The sequence below is a fragment of the Corynebacterium humireducens NBRC 106098 = DSM 45392 genome, from assembly GCF_000819445.1.
Lineage (GTDB): Bacteria > Actinomycetota > Actinomycetes > Mycobacteriales > Mycobacteriaceae > Corynebacterium > Corynebacterium humireducens.
Window position 1 is genome coordinate 430,538 of sequence record NZ_CP005286.1, and the last position, 17,736, is coordinate 448,273.

Annotated in this window: 18 protein-coding genes; 14 read left to right on the forward strand and 4 right to left on the reverse strand. The window is 70.0% G+C overall.

Annotated features, from left to right (window positions below):
* Positions 1 to 20: 20 nt before the first annotated feature.
* The 8 genes from B842_RS02185 to groL all read left to right on the forward strand — a co-directional run bounded on the left by B842_RS02185 (position 21) and on the right by groL (position 7,067).
* Positions 21 to 1,634, forward strand: coding sequence for an aspartate:alanine exchanger family transporter (locus B842_RS02185; RefSeq protein ID WP_040084937.1), 1,614 nt, complete (start codon positions 21 to 23; stop codon positions 1,632 to 1,634).
* A gap of 78 nt (positions 1,635 to 1,712) precedes the next feature.
* Positions 1,713 to 2,189, forward strand: coding sequence for a hypothetical protein (locus B842_RS02190; RefSeq protein WP_040084939.1), 477 nt, complete (start codon positions 1,713 to 1,715; stop codon positions 2,187 to 2,189).
* 16 nt (positions 2,190 to 2,205) lie between these two features.
* Entirely contained in the window at positions 2,206 to 2,868 is a 663-nt protein-coding gene (gene tsaB / locus B842_RS02195) for a tRNA (adenosine(37)-N6)-threonylcarbamoyltransferase complex dimerization subunit type 1 TsaB (protein WP_040084940.1), read from the forward strand.
* Entirely contained in the window at positions 2,868 to 3,338 is a 471-nt protein-coding gene (gene rimI, locus B842_RS02200; protein WP_040084941.1) for a ribosomal protein S18-alanine N-acetyltransferase, read from the forward strand. The genes tsaB and rimI overlap by 1 nt, the downstream gene beginning before the upstream one ends.
* 10 nt (positions 3,339 to 3,348) lie before the next feature.
* Positions 3,349 to 4,398: a tRNA (adenosine(37)-N6)-threonylcarbamoyltransferase complex transferase subunit TsaD gene (tsaD, locus tag B842_RS02205; RefSeq protein WP_040084942.1), complete on the forward strand. Its 1,050-nt coding sequence runs from the start codon at positions 3,349 to 3,351 to the stop codon at positions 4,396 to 4,398.
* 92 nt (positions 4,399 to 4,490) lie between these two features.
* Positions 4,491 to 4,922, forward strand: coding sequence for a hypothetical protein (locus B842_RS02210; protein WP_040084943.1), 432 nt, complete (start codon positions 4,491 to 4,493; stop codon positions 4,920 to 4,922).
* A 212-nt stretch (positions 4,923 to 5,134) separates the two neighbouring features.
* Complete coding sequence (gene groES / locus B842_RS02215; RefSeq protein WP_040084944.1) at positions 5,135 to 5,434, forward strand: co-chaperone GroES; 300 nt, start codon at positions 5,135 to 5,137, stop codon at positions 5,432 to 5,434.
* Between the two features lie 19 nt (positions 5,435 to 5,453).
* Entirely contained in the window at positions 5,454 to 7,067 is a 1,614-nt protein-coding gene (gene groL, locus B842_RS02220) for a chaperonin GroEL (RefSeq protein ID WP_040084945.1), read from the forward strand.
* Positions 7,068 to 7,161: 94 nt separating this feature from the next.
* On the opposite strand, the gene B842_RS02225 is transcribed toward groL, so the two are convergent.
* Positions 7,162 to 7,491, reverse strand: a complete 330-nt coding sequence (locus B842_RS02225; protein ID WP_040084946.1) for a WhiB family transcriptional regulator — start codon at positions 7,489 to 7,491, stop codon at positions 7,162 to 7,164.
* A 346-nt stretch (positions 7,492 to 7,837) separates the two neighbouring features.
* Here B842_RS02225 and B842_RS02230 point away from each other — a divergent pair, with 346 nt between their 5' ends.
* Positions 7,838 to 8,431: a sigma-70 family RNA polymerase sigma factor gene (locus tag B842_RS02230; RefSeq protein ID WP_040084947.1), complete on the forward strand. Its 594-nt coding sequence runs from the start codon at positions 7,838 to 7,840 to the stop codon at positions 8,429 to 8,431.
* Positions 8,431 to 9,246 carry a hypothetical protein gene (locus B842_RS02235; protein WP_052437683.1) on the forward strand — a complete coding sequence of 272 codons (816 nt, stop codon included), beginning with the start codon at positions 8,431 to 8,433 and terminating at the stop codon, positions 9,244 to 9,246. Before B842_RS02230 ends, B842_RS02235 begins: the two co-directional genes overlap by 1 nt.
* Positions 9,247 to 9,326: 80 nt before the next feature.
* On the opposite strand, the gene B842_RS02240 is transcribed toward B842_RS02235, so the two are convergent.
* Positions 9,327 to 9,701, reverse strand: a complete 375-nt coding sequence (locus B842_RS02240; RefSeq protein WP_040084948.1) for a DUF5319 domain-containing protein — start codon at positions 9,699 to 9,701, stop codon at positions 9,327 to 9,329.
* A gap of 121 nt (positions 9,702 to 9,822) precedes the next feature.
* Between B842_RS02240 and guaB the strand changes: the two genes are divergently transcribed.
* Positions 9,823 to 11,343 (forward strand): IMP dehydrogenase, encoded by a 1,521-nt coding sequence (gene guaB, locus B842_RS02245; protein ID WP_040084950.1) that lies wholly within the window; start codon positions 9,823 to 9,825, stop codon positions 11,341 to 11,343.
* A 135-nt stretch (positions 11,344 to 11,478) separates the two neighbouring features.
* Positions 11,479 to 12,630: a GuaB3 family IMP dehydrogenase-related protein gene (locus B842_RS02250; RefSeq protein WP_040084951.1), complete on the forward strand. Its 1,152-nt coding sequence runs from the start codon at positions 11,479 to 11,481 to the stop codon at positions 12,628 to 12,630.
* 87 nt (positions 12,631 to 12,717) lie between these two features.
* Here B842_RS02250 and B842_RS02255 read toward each other — a convergent pair whose 3' ends face one another.
* A complete protein-coding gene (locus B842_RS02255; RefSeq protein ID WP_040084952.1) occupies positions 12,718 to 13,605 on the reverse strand; it encodes an EamA family transporter in 888 nt (295 codons plus the stop codon).
* Positions 13,606 to 13,652: 47 nt separating this feature from the next.
* Here B842_RS02255 and guaA point away from each other — a divergent pair, with 47 nt between their 5' ends.
* Entirely contained in the window at positions 13,653 to 15,254 is a 1,602-nt protein-coding gene (gene guaA / locus B842_RS02260) for a glutamine-hydrolyzing GMP synthase (protein WP_082028339.1), read from the forward strand.
* Positions 15,255 to 15,328: 74 nt separating this feature from the next.
* On the opposite strand, the gene B842_RS02265 is transcribed toward guaA, so the two are convergent.
* Positions 15,329 to 16,426, reverse strand: coding sequence for a PspC domain-containing protein (locus tag B842_RS02265; protein ID WP_052437685.1), 1,098 nt, complete (start codon positions 16,424 to 16,426; stop codon positions 15,329 to 15,331).
* A 112-nt stretch (positions 16,427 to 16,538) separates the two neighbouring features.
* On the opposite strand from B842_RS02265, the gene B842_RS02270 reads away from it, so the two are divergent.
* Positions 16,539 to 17,735 carry an ATP-binding protein gene (locus tag B842_RS02270; RefSeq protein WP_040084954.1) on the forward strand — a complete coding sequence of 399 codons (1,197 nt, stop codon included), beginning with the start codon at positions 16,539 to 16,541 and terminating at the stop codon, positions 17,733 to 17,735.
* Position 17,736 lies beyond the last annotated feature (1 nt).

Consider the following 17,736-nt stretch of genomic DNA (forward strand, 5'->3'; position numbering starts at 1 on the left):
CCGGGAGTTCAATGGGATCTGTGCTGGATTTCCTCGTAGCCCAACCCCTCGTCGCCCTCGTCGCGATTCTCACCGTGGGCCTCGCCCTGGGGAAGATCCGCGTCCTCGGGATCTCCCTCGGTGCGGCGGCCGTCCTCTTCGTCGCGCTCGGCCTGTCGACGGTCGACCCGGGCATCCAGATCCCGCCCCTGCTCTACCAGCTCGGCCTGGCGATGTTCGTCTACGCGATCGGCCTGACCGCCGGCGCGCAGTTCTTCGCGGAGTTCCGGTCCCGCGGCTGGCGGCTCACCCTGTTCATGGTCGCGCTGCTGGCCACCCTCGTCGGCGTGGCCTACGGCGCCGTGAAACTCCTCGGACTCAACGAGCTCATCGGTGTCGGCATGTTCGCCGGCGCGCTGACCTCGACGCCCGGCATGGCCGCGGTCGTCGAGATGGTCGAGGGAGGGACGCTTGTCGACGCCTCCCGTTCCGCCGAACCCGTCATCGGCTACTCCCTGGCGTACCCCGGCGCGGTGATCGGCTCGATCCTCGTCGCCGCGGTGGGTGCGGCGCTGCTGAAGGTCAACCACGTGGAGGACGCGCGGAAGGAGGGCCTCATCATCGCGCCGCTGCAGTGGGACGGCGTGCTCATCGGCCCTGGCGTCGAGGGCACCGTCGCGCAGCTGCCGACGCTGGCGGGGGCGGAGATCATCGCCACCCGCATCGTCAACGGCCCCCACGACCACCGGCTGGCCGCCCCGACGGACCGTCTGCACGAGGGGATGGTCCTGCTCATCAACGGCACGCAGGAGGCGATCACCACGGCGCAGCGCACCCTCGGGCAGCCGGCGCAGGTGACCATCGAGGGCACCGACCTGGTGTACAAGCGCATCACGGTGTCTAACCCGCGGGTGGTGGGGCGGAGGATCGAGGACCTCGACACCGTCTCCGCCGGTTTCCAGATCGCCCGCATCCGGCGCGGCGACGCCGATGAGGTCCCGCACCCGGACGACGTGCTCAACTACTCGGACCGCGTCCGCGTCGTCGCCCCACCCAACCGCATGGCCGAGGCCCGCGCCTTCCTCGGCGACTCGGAGCGTTCGCTCGCGGCCCCCGACCTCCTGCCCTTCGCCCTCGGGCTGCTCGCCGGTCTGCTGCTCGGTTTCATCCCGGTCCCGCTGCCCGGCGGCTCCGTCCTGTCGCTGGGCTTCGGTGGTGGCCCCATCGTCGCGGGGCTCATCCTCGGTGCGCTGCACCGCACGGGGCCGGTCACGTGGACGATGCCGTACCACGCGGTGCACACCCTCAGCACCCTGGGGCTCTCGCTCTTCCTCGCGGGCGTGGGCACCACCGCGGGCGCCGGATTCCGGAAGGCGCTCACCGACCCCTCCTCGCTCACCGTCATGGCCGCGGGGCTGTTCATCACAGTCGTCTCGGCGCTCATCAGCGCGGTGGTCGGCATGCTGGTCCTGCGTCTGACGTGGGACGAGTCGATGGGTGTGGCGGCCGGTGCGACGACCAACCCGGCGATCATCTCCTACCTCAACGGGCAGACCGGCACCGAGCTCGCCACCCGTGGCTACGCCACGGTGTACCCGACGGCGATGATCGGCAAGATCGTCGCCAGCCAGATCCTGCTTCTCCTTCTTGTCTAGGCGGTGAGATTCAGCGGACTGCCAGACTGGGGGAGTACTGTGAGCGGGTCTGTCGATCAACCCCTCTAGGAGCCCTCTGTGTCGCTGTCCTCCACCGCCAAGTACCTCATCGCCATCGTCCTCGTCGCCTGGATCGGCGTCCTGGCGCTGCTGATCAGCCTGCGCCCCATGGCCGAGACCCGCTTCAGCACCGCCGGCGCCCTCGAGCAGGCCGTCGCCTCTGTGGCGTCGGGGCAGGGCATCGTGGGTCTGGTCCCGCAGGACCTCTACGGCGAGGAGTGGATCGCGGCGGCCATCGTCTGCCCGTACGCCACCGAGGAGGGCATCGCGCGCAACCTCGACGTCGACGCCTCCGAGCTGGAGCTGGGCGGCGCGGGCGTCCCGGAGGACACCAACTACCTGCTGCTGCGTTCCGCTGACGGCGGCCACGCCTTCGACCGCATCGACCGCGCCGACATCGACCTGTGCACCGTCCCGCTGGGCCAGTACATCGACTCCCGCGCCATGCTCCCGCTGGGCAAGACCGAGCAGGGTGGCTGGGCACTGCTCAACTAGCACTAGGGTGGGTGTCGTGCTTGTACTGGCGATCGACACCTCCACCCCCGACCTGGTCACCGGCCTGGTCGACACCTCCACCGGCCGCAGCTGGGACCGGGTGATACCCGGCACGCGCGCGCACAACGAGCAGCTCACGCCCACCGTCCGGGCCCTGCTTGCCGACGCCGCCGTCACCTTCCCCGACCTCGGGGCCGTCGTCGTCGGCTGTGGCCCGGGCCCCTTCACGGGGCTGCGCGTCGGCATGGCCTCGGCGGCCGCGTTCGGCGACGCCCTGGGCATCCCGGTGCACGGCGTCTGCTCCCACGACGCGATCGCCCGCCGCCTGCCTGCCGGACGGGCGCTGGTGGCCACCGACGCCCGCCGCCGGGAGATCTACTGGGCCACCTACGCGGAAGGGGTGCGTACGGCGGGGCCGGACGTCGTGAAGCCTGCGGAGCTGCAGGTCCCGCACGACGTCGACGTGCTCTCCGTGCCGGAGCACCTGGCGTCGCAGCTGCCGGAGGCGCTCCATGCGGTCCCGCACCACGATCTCGTCCCGGACGCCGCCTCCCTGGTGGCCGTCGCGGACCTCGACGCCCCGCCGGAGCCGCTCGTCCCGCTCTACCTGCGCCGCCCCGACGCCAAGGAGCCGCAGCCGGCGCCCAGGTCCCCCGCGATCCCGGAGGTGGAGCTGTAGTGGAGATCCGCCGCCTCACCTTCGAGCACGCCGCCCGCTGCGCCGAGCTCGAGGAACTGCTCTTCCCCGGGGAGAACCCCTGGACGCGCGACATCTTCGTCGTCGAGTTCGCCCAGCCGAACCACCTCTACCTCGGTGTCTTCGACGATGACGAGCTGCTCGCCTACGGCGGCATCGCGCAGCTCGGCCCGCGGGAGGACCCGGAGTTCGAGATCCACACCATCGGCGTCGACCCCGCGCAGCAGCGCCGGGGGCTGGGACGCCTGCTCATGGACCAGCTCATGCGCCTGGCGGACGGCCTCGACGGGGAGGTCTTCCTCGAGGTGCGCACCGACAACGAGGCCGCCATCGCCATGTACCGGTCCTTCGGTTTCGAGGTCATCGGCGAGCGCAAGGGCTACTACCAGCCCTCGGGCGCGGACGCGTACACGATGAAGCGGCCTGCGGGAAGCGACCGCCGCGGGGTGTAACCTCAGGACCATGATTGTCCTGGGTGTGGAGACCAGCTGCGACGAGACCGGTGTCGGCGTCGTCGAGCTCGCCGACGACGGCACCGTGACCATCCTCGCCGACACCGTGGCCTCGTCCATGGCCGAGCACGCCCGCTTCGGCGGTGTCGTGCCGGAGATCGCCTCCCGCGCGCATCTCGAGCAGATGGGCCCGGTGATGCGGGCGGCGCTGGAGGAGGCGGGCGTCGGGAAGCCTGATGCGGTGGCCGCCACCGTCGGCCCGGGGCTGGCTGGCGCGCTGCTCGTCGGCGCCTCCGCGGCGAAGGCCTACGCCGCCGCGTGGGACGTCCCCTTCTACGGGGTCAACCACCTCGGCGGGCACGTCGCGGTGGCCAACCTGGAGGGGGAGGCGCTGCCGCACTCGGTGGCGCTGCTCGTCTCCGGGGGCCACACGCAGCTCCTCGAGGTGGAGGCCGTGGGGCGTCCGATGCGGGAGCTGGGTTCCACGCTCGACGACGCCGCCGGTGAGGCCTACGACAAGGTGGCCCGCCTCCTCGGGCTGGGGTACCCGGGTGGCCCGGTGATCGACAGGCTGGCCCAGCGCGGCGACCGGGACGCCGTCCCGTTCCCGCGCGGCCTGATGAAGCGGGTCGACGAGGAGCGGGGACACCGCCACAACTTCTCCTTCTCCGGGCTCAAGACCTCGGTGGCCCGCTACGTCGAGGCCGCCGAACGGGAGGGCCGGGTCATCTCCGTGGAGGACGTGTGCGCGTCCTTCCAGGAGGCCGTCTGCGACGTGCTCACCTTCAAGGCCGTCCGGGCCTGCCAGGACGTCGGGGCGCAGGTGCTGCTGCTCGGCGGCGGGGTGGCGGCGAACTCGCGGCTGCGGGAGCTGGCGGGGGAGCGCTGCGCCGCGGCCGGCATCGGGCTGCGTGTCCCGCGTTTCTCCCTGTGCACCGACAACGGCGTCATGATCGCCGCGCTGGCCGCCCAGCTCATCCACGAGGGCTCCGGGGCCAGTGATCTGGGCGTGGGCACCGACCCCTCGCTCGAGGTGGAGATCCCGCTCGTCTCGTCCTAGGGGAACCCGGGGGGCCTGCGTTCGCGCTGCGCGACCGGGGGCGCGGGGTTACGGTGAGCGGTGACACGTTTTCCCGCTCCTAAGGACCGCTCATGATCACCGGATTCCTGGTACGCCCTGACCTGACCCACAACATCGTCGAGTTCGAGCTGGACTCTGCCGCGCAGTTCCTCGGCGGCATCAGCCAGGACCGCGTCGCCGTCGCCTTCCAGGAGGACGGCACCGACTACGCGGCCCTGTTCAACCCGGAGGCCAAGAGCAACGGCGCCGAGCCGAACCCGGTCGCCTCCCTGGGCCGGAACGCCGCCGCCACGGGCAACGCCGCGTTCTTCTCCGATCCGACCGCCGCCATCTGCGGCACGGTCATCTTCGTCGGCGCCGAGGGCGAGGACATCACCCTCGACGACATCCGGCGCGTCAAGGACGGCATCCGCGCCGTGCGCAACTACCAGGAGGACCAGCCGGAGGACTACCGCCTGTGGCGTGCCGCCGTCCTCAACATGGGGCAGCTGCGCATCGACTAGCCCGCCGTCCCCGGCAGGCGGGTGGCGGTCCCCCGGGTGGGGGACTCCCGGCCTCCGGGGCGTGTTGGCAGCCCGAAAGGTTGAGTGCTGGCACTCGCGTAGGTAGAGTGCCAGGAAGGTTGTCTCACCCACAGTTGTTCACCCGCGACGACGGCTGTGCTGGCACCACAACCGGCACATACAACTCTCTCAACTTTTCACGGAGGAATATCGTGGCAAACGTCAACATCAAGCCGCTCGAGGACAAGGTCCTGGTCGAGATCACCGAGACCGAGAACACCACCGCCTCCGGCCTCGTCATCCCGGACTCCGCCAAGGAGAAGCGCCAGGAGGCGACCGTCGTCGCCGTCGGCCCGGGCCGCATGGACGATGACGGGGACCGCATCCCGGTGGACGTCAAGGTCGGCGACGTCGTCATCTTCTCCCCCTACGGTGGTACCGAGCTGAAGTACGAGGACAAGGAGTACCTCCTGCTCTCCGCTCGTGACCTGCTCGCCATCGTCGAGAAGTAGTCGGGGGTAACACAGCCCCATGGCAAAGCTCATCGCATTCGACCAGGAGGCCCGTGAGGGCATCCAGCGCGGCGTGAACACCCTCGCCGACGCAGTGAAGGTCACCCTCGGCCCCCGCGGCCGCAACGTCGTGCTCGACAAGGCCTTCGGCGGCCCGCTGGTCACCAACGACGGTGTCACCATCGCGCGTGACATCGACCTCGAGGACCCCTTCGAGGACCTCGGCGCCCAGCTGGTCAAGTCGGTCGCCATCCAGACCAACGACGCCGCCGGTGACGGCACCACCACCGCGACCCTGCTCGCCCAGGCACTCATCGCCGAGGGCCTGCGCAACGTCGCCGCCGGTTCCAATCCGGTCGAGCTCAACAAGGGCATCGCCGCAGCCGCCGACAAGACCGTCGAGCTGCTGAAGTCCCGCGCCACCGAGGTGGCCTCCTCCACGGAGATCGCCAACGTCGCCACCGTCTCGTCCCGCGACGAGATCGTCGGCGAGATGGTCGCCGGCGCCATGGACAAGGTCGGCAAGGACGGCGTCCTGACCGTCGAGGAGTCCCAGTCCATCGAGTCGTCCCTGGACGTCACCGAGGGCATCTCCTTCGACAAGGGTTTCCTGTCGCCCTACTTCATCACCGACATCGACTCCCAGCAGGCTGTGCTTGACGACGCCCTCGTGCTGCTCGTCCGCAACAAGATCTCCTCCCTGCCGGACTTCCTGCCGATCCTGGAGCAGGTCGTCGAGTCGGGCAAGCCCGTCCTCATCATCGCCGAGGACATCGAGGGCGAGCCGCTGCAGACCCTCGTGGTCAACTCCATCCGCAAGACCCTGCGCGTCGTCGCCGTGAAGTCCCCGTACTTCGGCGAGCGCCGCAAGGCCTTCATGGACGACCTGGCCGTGGTCACCTCCGCGACCGTCGTCGACCCGGAGATCGGCATCCACCTCAACGAGGTCGGCGCCGAGGTCTTCGGTTCCGCACGTCGCGTCACCGTGACCAAGGACGAGACCGTCATCGTCGACGGTGCCGGCACCCCGGAGGAGGTCGAGTCCCGCCGCGAGCAGATCCGCCGCGAGATCGAGAACACCGACTCCACCTGGGACCGCGAGAAGGCGGAGGAGCGACTGGCCAAGCTGTCCGGTGGCGTCGCCGTCATCCGCGTCGGCGCCCCGACCGAGACCGAGGTCAACGAGCGCAAGCTGCGCGTCGAGGACGCCATCAACGCGGCCCGCGCGGCCGTGCAGGAGGGCGTCATCGCCGGCGGCGGTTCCGTCCTCGTGCAGATCGCCGAGGAGCTCAAGGCCTGGGCCGAGGAGTTCGAGGGCGAGCAGCGCACCGGCATCCTGTCCGTGGCCCGCGCCCTGGTGAAGCCGTGCTTCTGGATCGCCGACAACGCAGGCCTCGACGGCGCCGTCGTCGTCGCCCGCACCGCCGAGCTCCCGAACGGTGAGGGCTTCAACGCCGCCACCCTCGAGTACGGCAACCTCATCGAGCAGGGCATCATCGACCCGGTGAAGGTGACCCACTCCGCAGTGGTCAACGCCGCCTCCGTGGCCCGCATGGTGCTCACCACCGAGGCGTCCGTGGTGAACAAGCGTGAGGAGCCGGAGGCTGCGGCCCACGGCCACCACCACCACTAGTCACCACTGGTCACCCCGGCGCACACGCGCTGAAGCCCGGTCCTGAGCCATTGTGCTCGGGCCGGGCTTTGGTGTCTGTGCGGGGGAGTGGGGGTCAGCTGCGGGCGGTGGCGGGGACGCGGGCGGCCTGACGGCCGCCCCGGACCATGCCGCGGTTGCGCAGGACCGTGAGACGCTCGGACTCGGAGAGTCCGCCCCAGATGCCGTAGGGCTCGGCGACCTTGAGCGCGTGCTCGCGGCAGGCGGAGATCACGGGGCAGGTGTGGCAGATGGCCTTGGCGCGGTTCTCACGCTGGGCGCGGGCGCGACCGCGCTCGCCGTCCGGGTGGTAGAACACATCCGACTCTTCGCCCCGGCAGGCGCCGTGGAGCTGCCAGTCCCAGAAATCGGCGTTCGGTCCGGGAAGCAGGTGCGGCTGTGACATGTTCTGATTCTCCTCAGGTAAAGAAGTCATAGACTCGTGTGCATCGGTGCAGAGTCCGGGACGGTGAGTCACACTCTCCGACGCACCTGTGGAGTGTGTACCGACGTGATGAACATCAAATGGCCGGTATGTGTCCCAGTGGTGGACCGGGCATGACCGCAATGTGGCCTCCTCGGCCGCCAGACTCCTGACCTGCATGAATGCGATAGGTTAACCCTTAATGAACTCTTGGTGCACTAGCAGCTGGCATGGAGGATGCGGAAATGAAACTCGGATTCCGGGGTGAACAGGTATCCTGGTTCCGCCTGTGCCACAAGGGGCCGCAGGTGATCCGGAGGAGTGCTACGTGAGTGAGACCGAGGCAGAGCTGGCCGACCTTGTGCCGCTGGCCGTCGACGGTGACCGTCGTGCACTGCAGAGGATCATGGCGATCGTCCATCCGATGGTCCTGCGTTACGCCCGCGCCCGCGTGGGCGGCGGAAGGACGCCGACCCCCGAGGACATCGCCCAGGAGATCTGCCTCGCGGTCGCGACGTCGATAGGCAACTACGTGGACAAGGGTCGCCCCTTCATGGCCTTCGTCTACGGCATCGCCTTCAACAAGGTGGCCGACGCGCACCGCGCCATGGCCCGTGACCACTCGCTGCCCACCGACGAGGTGCCGGACACCGTCACCGAGCGCGATACCCCCGAGGACTACGCCCTCACGACCGACGGAAGTAACAGAGTGAGGGCTCTGCTCGATTCATTAAGTGAGAAGGCGCGCGACATCGTGATTCTGCGCGTTTTCGTCGGACTGTCGGCGGAGGAGACCGCCGCGGTCGTGGGCAGTACCCCCGGTGCCGTGCGCGTGGCGCAGCACCGTGCGCTGGCCACGTTGCGCAAGACCCTGGGCACTCAGGATGACGCCCAGGCCACGGAGAATGAAGGAGCACAGTGATGAAGCGTAGGCATCCCGATGCCACAGCAGGTGACATCACCACACAGCTGAAGCCGCTGATGGATGATGACGCCTTCCTCACCGAGCTCTCGCAGGGCCTCGACCCCTCCGACGGCACCGACGAACTCGCCGCGCTCTTCCTGGAGCTGCGCGAGGACGTCGAGAAGCAGATGCCGCCCGCCCCGCTCATCGAGGGCGCCGACGAGGAGCCCGTGGTCATCTCCCTGGTCGCCCGCCGCCGCGCCCGCCGCGGACGCCCCTTCGTGTCGGGCCTCATCGGCGCCGCCGCCGCGACGCTGGTCATCGCCGGCTCCGGCTCCATGATCTACAACGCCACCCCCGGCTCCCCGCTGTGGGGCATGTCCAGCGCGCTGTTCAGTGACCGCGCCGCCGTCGTCGAGCTCGCCGGCACGCTGGAGGAGATCGACTCCCGCGCCGCCGAGGGCGACATCGACGGCACCCGCGAACTCCTCGAGGAGGCCCGCCGCGTGGTGCAGAACCTCCGCGACGCCCAGTCGCCGACCGGGCAGCAGACCCCGCGTGAGTCGGGCACCACGGTGACCGCCACGACGACGGCCACCCTGCCGGGCGAGACCCTCGCCCCGGAGCCGGTCGACCCGACCACCGAGACCGTCACGGAGACCGCGCACCAGACCACGACGGCGACCGTCACGGTCACCCAGGGTCCGCCCCCGATCCGGGACAACCCGCTGCCGAACCCGGTGGAGCCGGTCCCGCTGCCGGAGCCGGTCGATCCGGTGGAGCCGGCGCCGACGGTGGCCCCGACCCTGGCCCCGCCGCAGATCCAGGAGTAACGGTCCGGGAGTGAGACACGAAGAGACCGCCGGCAGAACCTGCCGGCGGTCTCTTCATGTGTTCCCCTCTGACGGGGCCTCTAACGGGGCGCGTTGATCCCGTCGAGGAATCCGACCGCGTAGTCCCAGGGGACGTAGGCGTTCACGTCGGGCTCGACGGAGGGCTCGTGCACCGGGGCGAGCTCACCGCGCAGGGTGGCGGCCATGTTGGCGGCCATGATGTCCCAGTCGTAGTAGTGCAGGTCGTCGCAGTCCTCGCACAGGAAGAAGATGCCGAGGATGCCGTGCGGCGTCAGCTCCTCCCGGAAGCGGGCGACGAGGGCCAGATCCTGGGTGATGTGCAGGCGCTCCTCGTCGGTCAGCGGGGGTGCCGGCTCCTCGGGGTCCAGGAAGGACGCCGGATCGTTCGGATCGTCGGCGAACGGGTCGAGCGGCATCTGCGAGTCGTAGTTCACACTCGTCACCCTATTGTGGACCAGCTCAATGGGCAATTCCCTGCCGCTACCTGTCAAGAGGGAAAAGGGATTAGGGTGTAGTCATTGCGGAAGCCACACAGTGCGAAGGAGCCACATTTCCATGACCGATCAGCGTGTGTCCACCGGGGGCGACGATCCTCACAAGATTGCCCTTCTGGGCCTGACCTTCGACGACGTCCTGCTCCTGCCGGCGGAGTCGAACATCATCCCGAGTGAGGTGGACACCTCCACCCAGTTCACCAGGAACATCCGCCTGGGCATCCCGGTCATCTCCGCGGCGATGGACACCGTGACGGAGGCCCGCATGGCCGTCGCCATGGCCCGCCAGGGTGGCCTCGGCGTCCTGCACCGCAACCTCTCCGCGGAGGAGCAGGCGGAGCAGGTCGAGATCGTCAAGCGTTCCGAGTCCGGCATGGTCACCGACCCGGTCACCGCCACCCCGGACATGACCATCGGCGAGGTGGACGCACTCTGCGCCCGTTACCGCATCTCCGGTCTGCCGGTCGTCGACGCCGAGGGCATCCTCGTCGGCATCTGCACCAACCGTGACATGCGCTTCGAGCCGAACATCGACCGTCGCGTCGCCGAGGTCATGACCCCGATGCCGCTCGTCGTCGCACCGGAGGGCGTGACCAAGGAGCAGGCTCTCGAGCTGCTGTCCGCCAACAAGGTGGAGAAGCTGCCGATCGTCGACAAGCAGGGCAAGCTCGCCGGCCTCATCACCGTCAAGGACTTCGTCAAGACGGAGCAGCACCCGAACGCCTCCAAGGACGACCAGGGTCGCCTGCTCGTCGCCGCCGGCATCGGCACCGGTGAGGAGTCCTGGGACCGTGCCGGCCAGCTGGTCGAGGCCGGCGTCGACGTCCTCGTCGTCGACTCCGCCCACGCCCACAACAACCGCGTCCTCGAGATGGTCTCCCGCGTGAAGAAGGACTTCGGCGACCGCGTCGACGTCGTCGGCGGCAACCTGGCCACCCGCTCCGCCGCGCAGGCCATGATCGACGCCGGCGCCGACGCCATCAAGGTCGGCATCGGCCCGGGCTCCATCTGCACCACCCGCGTGGTCGCCGGTGTCGGTGCCCCGCAGATCACCGCCATCATGGAGGCCTCCGTCCCGGCCCACGCCGCCGGCGTCCCGATCATCGCCGACGGTGGCATGCAGTACTCCGGTGACATCGCCAAGGCCCTGGCCGCCGGAGCGTCCTCCGTCATGCTCGGCTCCATGCTGGCCGGCACCACCGAGGCGCCGGGCGACATCGTCGTCGTCGGCGGCAAGCAGTACAAGCGCTACCGCGGCATGGGCTCCATGGGAGCCATGCAGGGCCGTGGCCTCACCGGTGAGAAGCGTTCCTTCTCCAAGGACCGTTACTTCCAGGCCGACGTCCGCAGCGAGGACAAGCTCGTGCCGGAGGGCATCGAGGGTCGCGTCCCGTTCCGCGGCTCCATCGACGCCATCACCCACCAGCTCGTCGGCGGCCTCCGCGCCTCCATGGGCTACACGGGCTCCGCCACCATCGCCGAGCTGCAGACCAAGCAGTTCGTGCAGATCTCCACCGCAGGTCTGAAGGAGTCCCACCCGCACCACATCCAGCAGACCGTCGAGGCCCCGAACTACCACTAGTCCGCGGCTCCGCGGAGATCGTCCGCTGAAAGTTGGCCGGAGACCCACTGTGATGGGGCTCCGGCCTTCGTGCTGTGCGGTAGAGTTGATCCGTCATGTCCGCCCGCAACCGGGCAGAAGAAAGGGAACGCCACCATGCGCGACTACGTCGAGATCGGAGTGGGCCGGGAGGCCCGCCGCACCTACAGCCTCGAGGACATCTCCATCGTCCCGTCCCGGCGCACCCGCTCCTCCAGCGATGTCGACACCACCTGGCACATCGACGCCTACACCTTCGGTATCCCCGTCATGTCGCACCCGACCGACGCACTCGCCAGCCCCGAGTTCGTCATCGAGATGGACCGGCAGGGCGGCCTCGGTGTCATCAACGCCGAGGGCCTGTGGGGCCGTCAGGCGGATCTCGACGCCGCCGTGGCCCGCGTCGTCGAGACCGTCAACGCCGTCGACAGCATGGACTTCACCGGGGAGCAGGCCATCGCCCTGCTCCAGGAGCTGCACTCCGCGCCCATCGACGAGGACCTGCTCGCCGAGCGCATCGGTGAGGTCCGGGCCTCCGGCGCCACCGTCGCCGTCCGCGTCAGCCCCCAGCGGGCCCGTGAGCTGGCCCCGATGGTGATCGAGGCGGGCGCCGAGATCCTGGTCATCCAGGGCACCATGATCTCCGCCGAGCACGTCGCCACCGGCGGCGAGCCGCTCAACCTCAAGGAGTTCATCGGCTCCCTCGAGGTGCCGGTCATCGCCGGCGGCGTCGCCGACTACACCACCGCCATGCACCTCATGCGTACCGGTGCCGCCGGCGTCATCGTGGGTGGCGGCACCAACACCAACGAGTACGCGCTCGGCATCGAGGTTCCGATGGCCACCGCCATCGCCGACGTCGCCGCCGCCCGCCGCGAGTACCTCGACGAGACCGGTGGCCGCTACGTCCACATCATCGCCGACGGTGAGCTGTCCACCTCCGGTGACATCGCCAAGGCCATCGCCTGCGGTGCCGACGCCGTCATGCTCGGCACGACCCTGGCCCCGGCCGCCGAGGCCGCCGGCAAGGGCTGCTTCTGGCCGGCCGTCGCCGCCCACCCGCGCTTCCCGCGCGGTCTGGTGGAGACCCCGCAGGAGTACCTCACCGAGGGTGTCGAGCCGCCGAGCCTGGAGAAGATCCTCCAGGGCCCCGCAGCCGACCCCTTCGGCAACCAGAACATCGTCGGCGGCCTGCGCCGCGCGATGGCCAAGTGCGGTTACACCGACCTGAAGTCCTTCCAGAAGGTCGGCCTGGCGGTCAAGCGCTAGGCTCGGCCAGCACCGGAGCAGCCCGGTCACCACGTCGGTGGTGACCGGGCTGCTCTTCTGTTTCTGGGGTGACCCCCGACGGGGCGGTCACGCGGACTGCTGCGTCTCCTCCCGCTTCTCCGCGGGGGCGGGCCGTGCCGTGAGTGTCGTGCCCATCGACGCCGCGACCACCATCCCGACCGCGACGAGGAGCCCGACCGAGGCGGTCTGACCGAGCACGATCCAGCCGATGAGGGCCGCGAACACCGGTTCCAGGGCCAGCAGCACCCCGAACACGGCCGGCGGCAGCGACCGCAGTGCCACCAGCTCGAAGGAGTAGGGGATCAGCGACGCCAGCACCGCGGTGAGCACTGCCAGGCCGAGCAGGGCGGGGGAGAGGACGATCGTCGCCACCCCGGTGGCCCCGAAGGGGGCCACCACCGCCGCGGCGATGAGGAACGCCATCGCCAGTCCCCCCTGGCCGGGCACGATGCGGCCGACGCGCCGCGACATGAGGATGTAGCCCATCCAGAACACACCGGCGACCAGGGCCCAGGTCACGCCCCAGAGGTCGAGGGGTTCGCCGGTCCAGGAGTCCCAGCCCAGCAGCGCCAGCCCACCTGCGGCCAGGCCCACCCAGAGGAACTCCCGCGCCCCGCGCGAGAGGATCGCCGCGAGCAGGAGAGGCCCGATGAACTCGATGGTGACGGCGGGCGCCAGCGGGATGAGGGCGATGGCGGCGTAGTAGAAGCCGTTCATCCCCGCCAGGGTCAGGGCGAACAGTCCCACCGCCAGCCACTGCTGACGTGACCACGCGCGTAGCGCCGGCCGGGCGATGAGCGCCAGCAGCAGTCCCGCGACGAGCAGACGGACGGTGGTCACACCCCACGGCCCGGCGTGGGGGAACACGTGGGTGGCCACCGCGCCGCCGAGCTGCAGGGAGGCACAGGAGGCGAGAACCAGTCCCACGGCACCGGGAGACACACGATCAGACATAGTGACCTCACCATAGCTGGGCTGGGGATACGCGGTCGTCGAGAAGCATGTCGGGACCGCGGCCCCCGCGTAGTAGTATCGAATCCGTGACTTCCGCATCCCCCCGCCCCGTCCTCGTCGTGGACTTCGGCGCACAGTACGCCCAGCTCATCGCCCGGCGCGTACGTGAGGCCCGCGTCTACTCCGAGGTTGTCCCGCACACCGCCACCGTCGAGGAGATCAAGGCCAAGAACCCGGCCGCGCTGGTCCTCTCCGGTGGCCCGTCCTCCGTCTACGCCGACGAGGCTCCGAAGCTGGATCCGCAGATCCTCGAGCTCGGTATCCCCGTCTTCGGCATCTGCTACGGCTTCCAGGCGATGACCGCCGCTCTCGGCGGCACCGTCTCCGAGACCGGTGCCCGCGAGTACGGCCGCACCGACCTCGAGGTCGTCGGCGACGGCGGCGTGCTCCACGACCAGCTCGACGCCACCCACAAGGTGTGGATGAGCCACGGTGACGCCGTGACCGAGGCCCCCGAGGGCTTCACGGTCACCGCCTCCTCCGCCGGTGCGCCGGTCGCGGCGTTCGAGAACGTCGGGAAGAAGATGGCCGGCGTGCAGTACCACCCGGAGGTCCTGCACTCCCCGCACGGCCAGCAGGTGCTCACCCGCTTCCTCACCCAGATCGCCGGCCTCGAGCCGACCTGGACCGCGGCGAACATCGCGCAGCAGCTCATCGACGAGGTGGCCGCGCAGATCGGCCCCGAGGGCCACGCCATCTGCGGCCTGTCCGGTGGCGTCGACTCCGCTGTCGCCGCCGCCCTCGTGCAGCGTGCCATCGGTGACCGCCTGACCTGTGTCTTCGTCGACCACGGTCTGCTGCGTTCCGGCGAGCGTGAGCAGGTGGAGAACGACTTCGTCGCCGCCACCGGCGCCCGCCTGGTCACCGTCGACGAGCGGAAGGCCTTCCTGGACAAGCTCGCCGGCATCAGCGAGCCGGAGGCCAAGCGCAAGGCCATCGGCGCCGAGTTCATCCGTTCCTTCGAGCGTGCCGTCGCCGGCGTCCTCGAGGGCGAGCAGGTCGACTACCTCGTGCAGGGCACCCTGTACCCGGACGTCGTCGAGTCGGGTGGCGGTTCCGGTACCGCGAACATCAAGAGCCACCACAACGTCGGTGGCCTGCCGGACGACGTCGAGTTCGAGCTCGTCGAGCCGCTGCGCCTGCTGTTCAAGGACGAGGTCCGTGCCGTGGGCCGCGAGCTGGGCCTGCCGGAGGAGATCGTCAACCGTCAGCCCTTCCCGGGCCCGGGCCTGGGCATCCGCATCATCGGTGAGGTCACCGAGGAGCGCCTGGAGATCCTCCGCGCCGCCGACCTCATCGCCCGTACCGAGCTGACCGCCGCGGGTCTGGACGACCAGATCTGGCAGTGCCCGGTCGTGCTGCTCGCGGACGTCCGTTCCGTCGGCGTCCAGGGTGACGGCCGTACCTACGGCCACCCGATCGTGCTGCGCCCGGTCACCTCCGAGGACGCGATGACCGCCGACTGGGTCCGCATCCCGTACGAGGTGCTCGAGCGCATCTCCACCCGCATCACCAACGAGGTCAAGGACGTCAACCGCGTCGTGCTCGACGTGACCTCGAAGCCGCCGGGAACCATCGAGTGGGAGTAGACCTCCCCACGTGACAGCGCCCCTGACAGTGAGTGTCAGGGGCGCTGTGCTTTTGCTTGTCGACGGCCGCGGCGTCAGTCCTGCGGGGCTGCCGGGGCCTGCGGCGCCGCCGCCTGGGGCGCGGTCACCCGCACCGGCCCGATGCCGCCGCTGACCGTCAGGTACAGGGTCTCACCGTCGGCCTCCGGGTTGTAGAGGCCGGGGGAGCAGTTGCTGTCGCCCAGGCCGTCGTCGCAGGACAGCTGGACCGGCACGAGCTTCGGGAGGTGGACGTTGAGGGGGCCGACACCGCCGGAGACGAGGACGTGGTGGGGGTCGATGAGCTCGGGGAGCCCACGGAGGTCGACGACCGTGTCCCCGACGCCGCCGTCGTAGGTCAGGGGCAGCTCCGCCTCACTCGTGGGGGCGTACTCCAGGGTGCCGAAGGGCTCGTCCTTCACCACGCCGATGCCGAACATCGTGGCCAGGGCGCTCATCACCCCGAGGGCACCGACGACGCCGAGGGCCACCCACGGCCAGACCCGTGGCTTGCGGGGCGTCGGCTGCGGGGCCGGGCCCGGGTCGGGCAGGTCCCAGGCGAAGGGGGCCGCCCCGAGCGGGTCCCAGGAGGGCGGGGTGGCCCGTCCCGGGGGAGTGTCGGCGCCCTCGGCGGGGGTGTACATGGACAGGTCGACGGGCTCGGGCATGGTGCGGACGGGGGCGTCGGCAAGCAGGCCGGCCGGGGGCTGCGGCTGGTGGGCGTGGAGGAACCACCAGGCGACGATGAGGAGGGCGATGCCCAGCAGCCCGATGGAGCCGCGCCCGTCCCCGGCGGTGAACAGTCCGGAGGTGATGACGAAGAAGAACATCAGCCACCAGCCGGTGCTGCGTTCCTTCCGGTCCGGGGGCCCCAGCTCCTCCTTGCGGCGTATGACGGCCTCCGCCGGGGACAGCGCCAGGCCGTAGCGGGGCATGGTCATCCAGGCCAGGAGGTAGGCGGGCAGTCCGCCGCCGAGGAAGAAACCGACGACGAACAGCACACGCACGACGGTCGGGTCGACCTGGTAACGGACGCCGATGCCCTCACAGACACCGGCGATCTTGGCGTTGCCGCCCTGTTCGGAGGGGATCCGGGGCGGGCGGGTCTCCCACATCTCCCGGAAGGTGTCGGTGAAGGATGTCTGTGTGCTCATGACCTCATTGTCGGTGAGCGCGGCGGCGGGCGGTATCGGGATTCGCCCGGATTTCCGGATCTCAGGGTCTGCCCCGATGTGCGGGGGTGGGGGCTCTGACAGAATCACAGGCATGGATACCTCTGCCTCCGCGGTCCCGTACGGGGCCGACCGCCCCGCGATGCCGCCCTACCCGACGTACCACCGCGCCGGGTCGCAGCGGGTCATCGCCGGTGTGGCGGGTGGCCTGGCCGCGCACCTGGGCGTGGACGTGTTCTACGTGCGGCTGGCGTTCATCGTCGGGGCGTTCCTCTCCGGCCTGGGCGTCGGGGTGTACGCGGGACTGTGGGTGTTCTCGAAGGCCTCCGACGCGGTGGTGCCGGCCCCGGGCAGGCACGAGTTCTCCCGGCCGGCGTACCTCGTGCTGGCGGCGGTGGGCGTGGCCGGCTTCCTGGCGTCGGTGGCGCTGGTGTCGGGTCTGCCGGGGGCGGTGCTCGTGCCGCTCATCGTGGCGGGTCTGGGCGCGACCCTGGCGTGGCAGGCCTACGACCGCGGATTCGGGTCCGGGCGCAGTTACGTCACGATCTTCGGCGGGGCGGTCCTCGTCCTCGCGGGTGTCCTGATGACGGTGTTCTTCGCGGAGAACGTCGGTGGTTTCACCGCGGCGCTCGTGGGTGTGATGCTCACGTTGGCGGGTGTCGCGGCGCTCGGCGTCCCGCTGGTCGTGCGGCTGTGGAACTCCCTGGCGGAGGAACGGGCCGCGAAGGCGGCCAGCGAGGAGCGCGCCGAGATCGCCTCCCGCCTGCACGACTCGGTGCTGCAGACGCTGGCGCTCATCCAGAAGCGTGCCGACGACCCCGTCGAGGTCGCCCGCCTGGCGCGCGGTCAGGAGAGGGAGCTGCGGCAGTGGCTCTTCGACGCGGAGGAGAAGGCGATGCAGTCGGTGTTCGCGGCCGTCGAGAAGGCGTGCGGTGAGGTCGAGGACCTCTTCAGCATCCGGATCGCCCCGGTGACGGTGGGCGAGGACGTCGACCTCACGGAGGAGACCCAGACGGTGGTGCTCGCGGCGCGGGAGGCGATGGTGAATGCGGCGAAGCACGCGGGCGTCGAGAAGCTCGATGTCTACGCGGAGATCCTCGCCGGCGAGCTGAGCATCTTCGTCCGTGACCGCGGCGCCGGTTTCGACCCGGAGGACATCCCGGCGGACCGCCACGGCATCCGCGACTCCATCGAGGGCCGCATGGCCCGCATCGGGGGCGGCGCCCGCATCCGTTCGACGCCGGGGGAGGGCACCGAGGTCTCCGTGACCTACCGACTGCCGGTATCCTGAG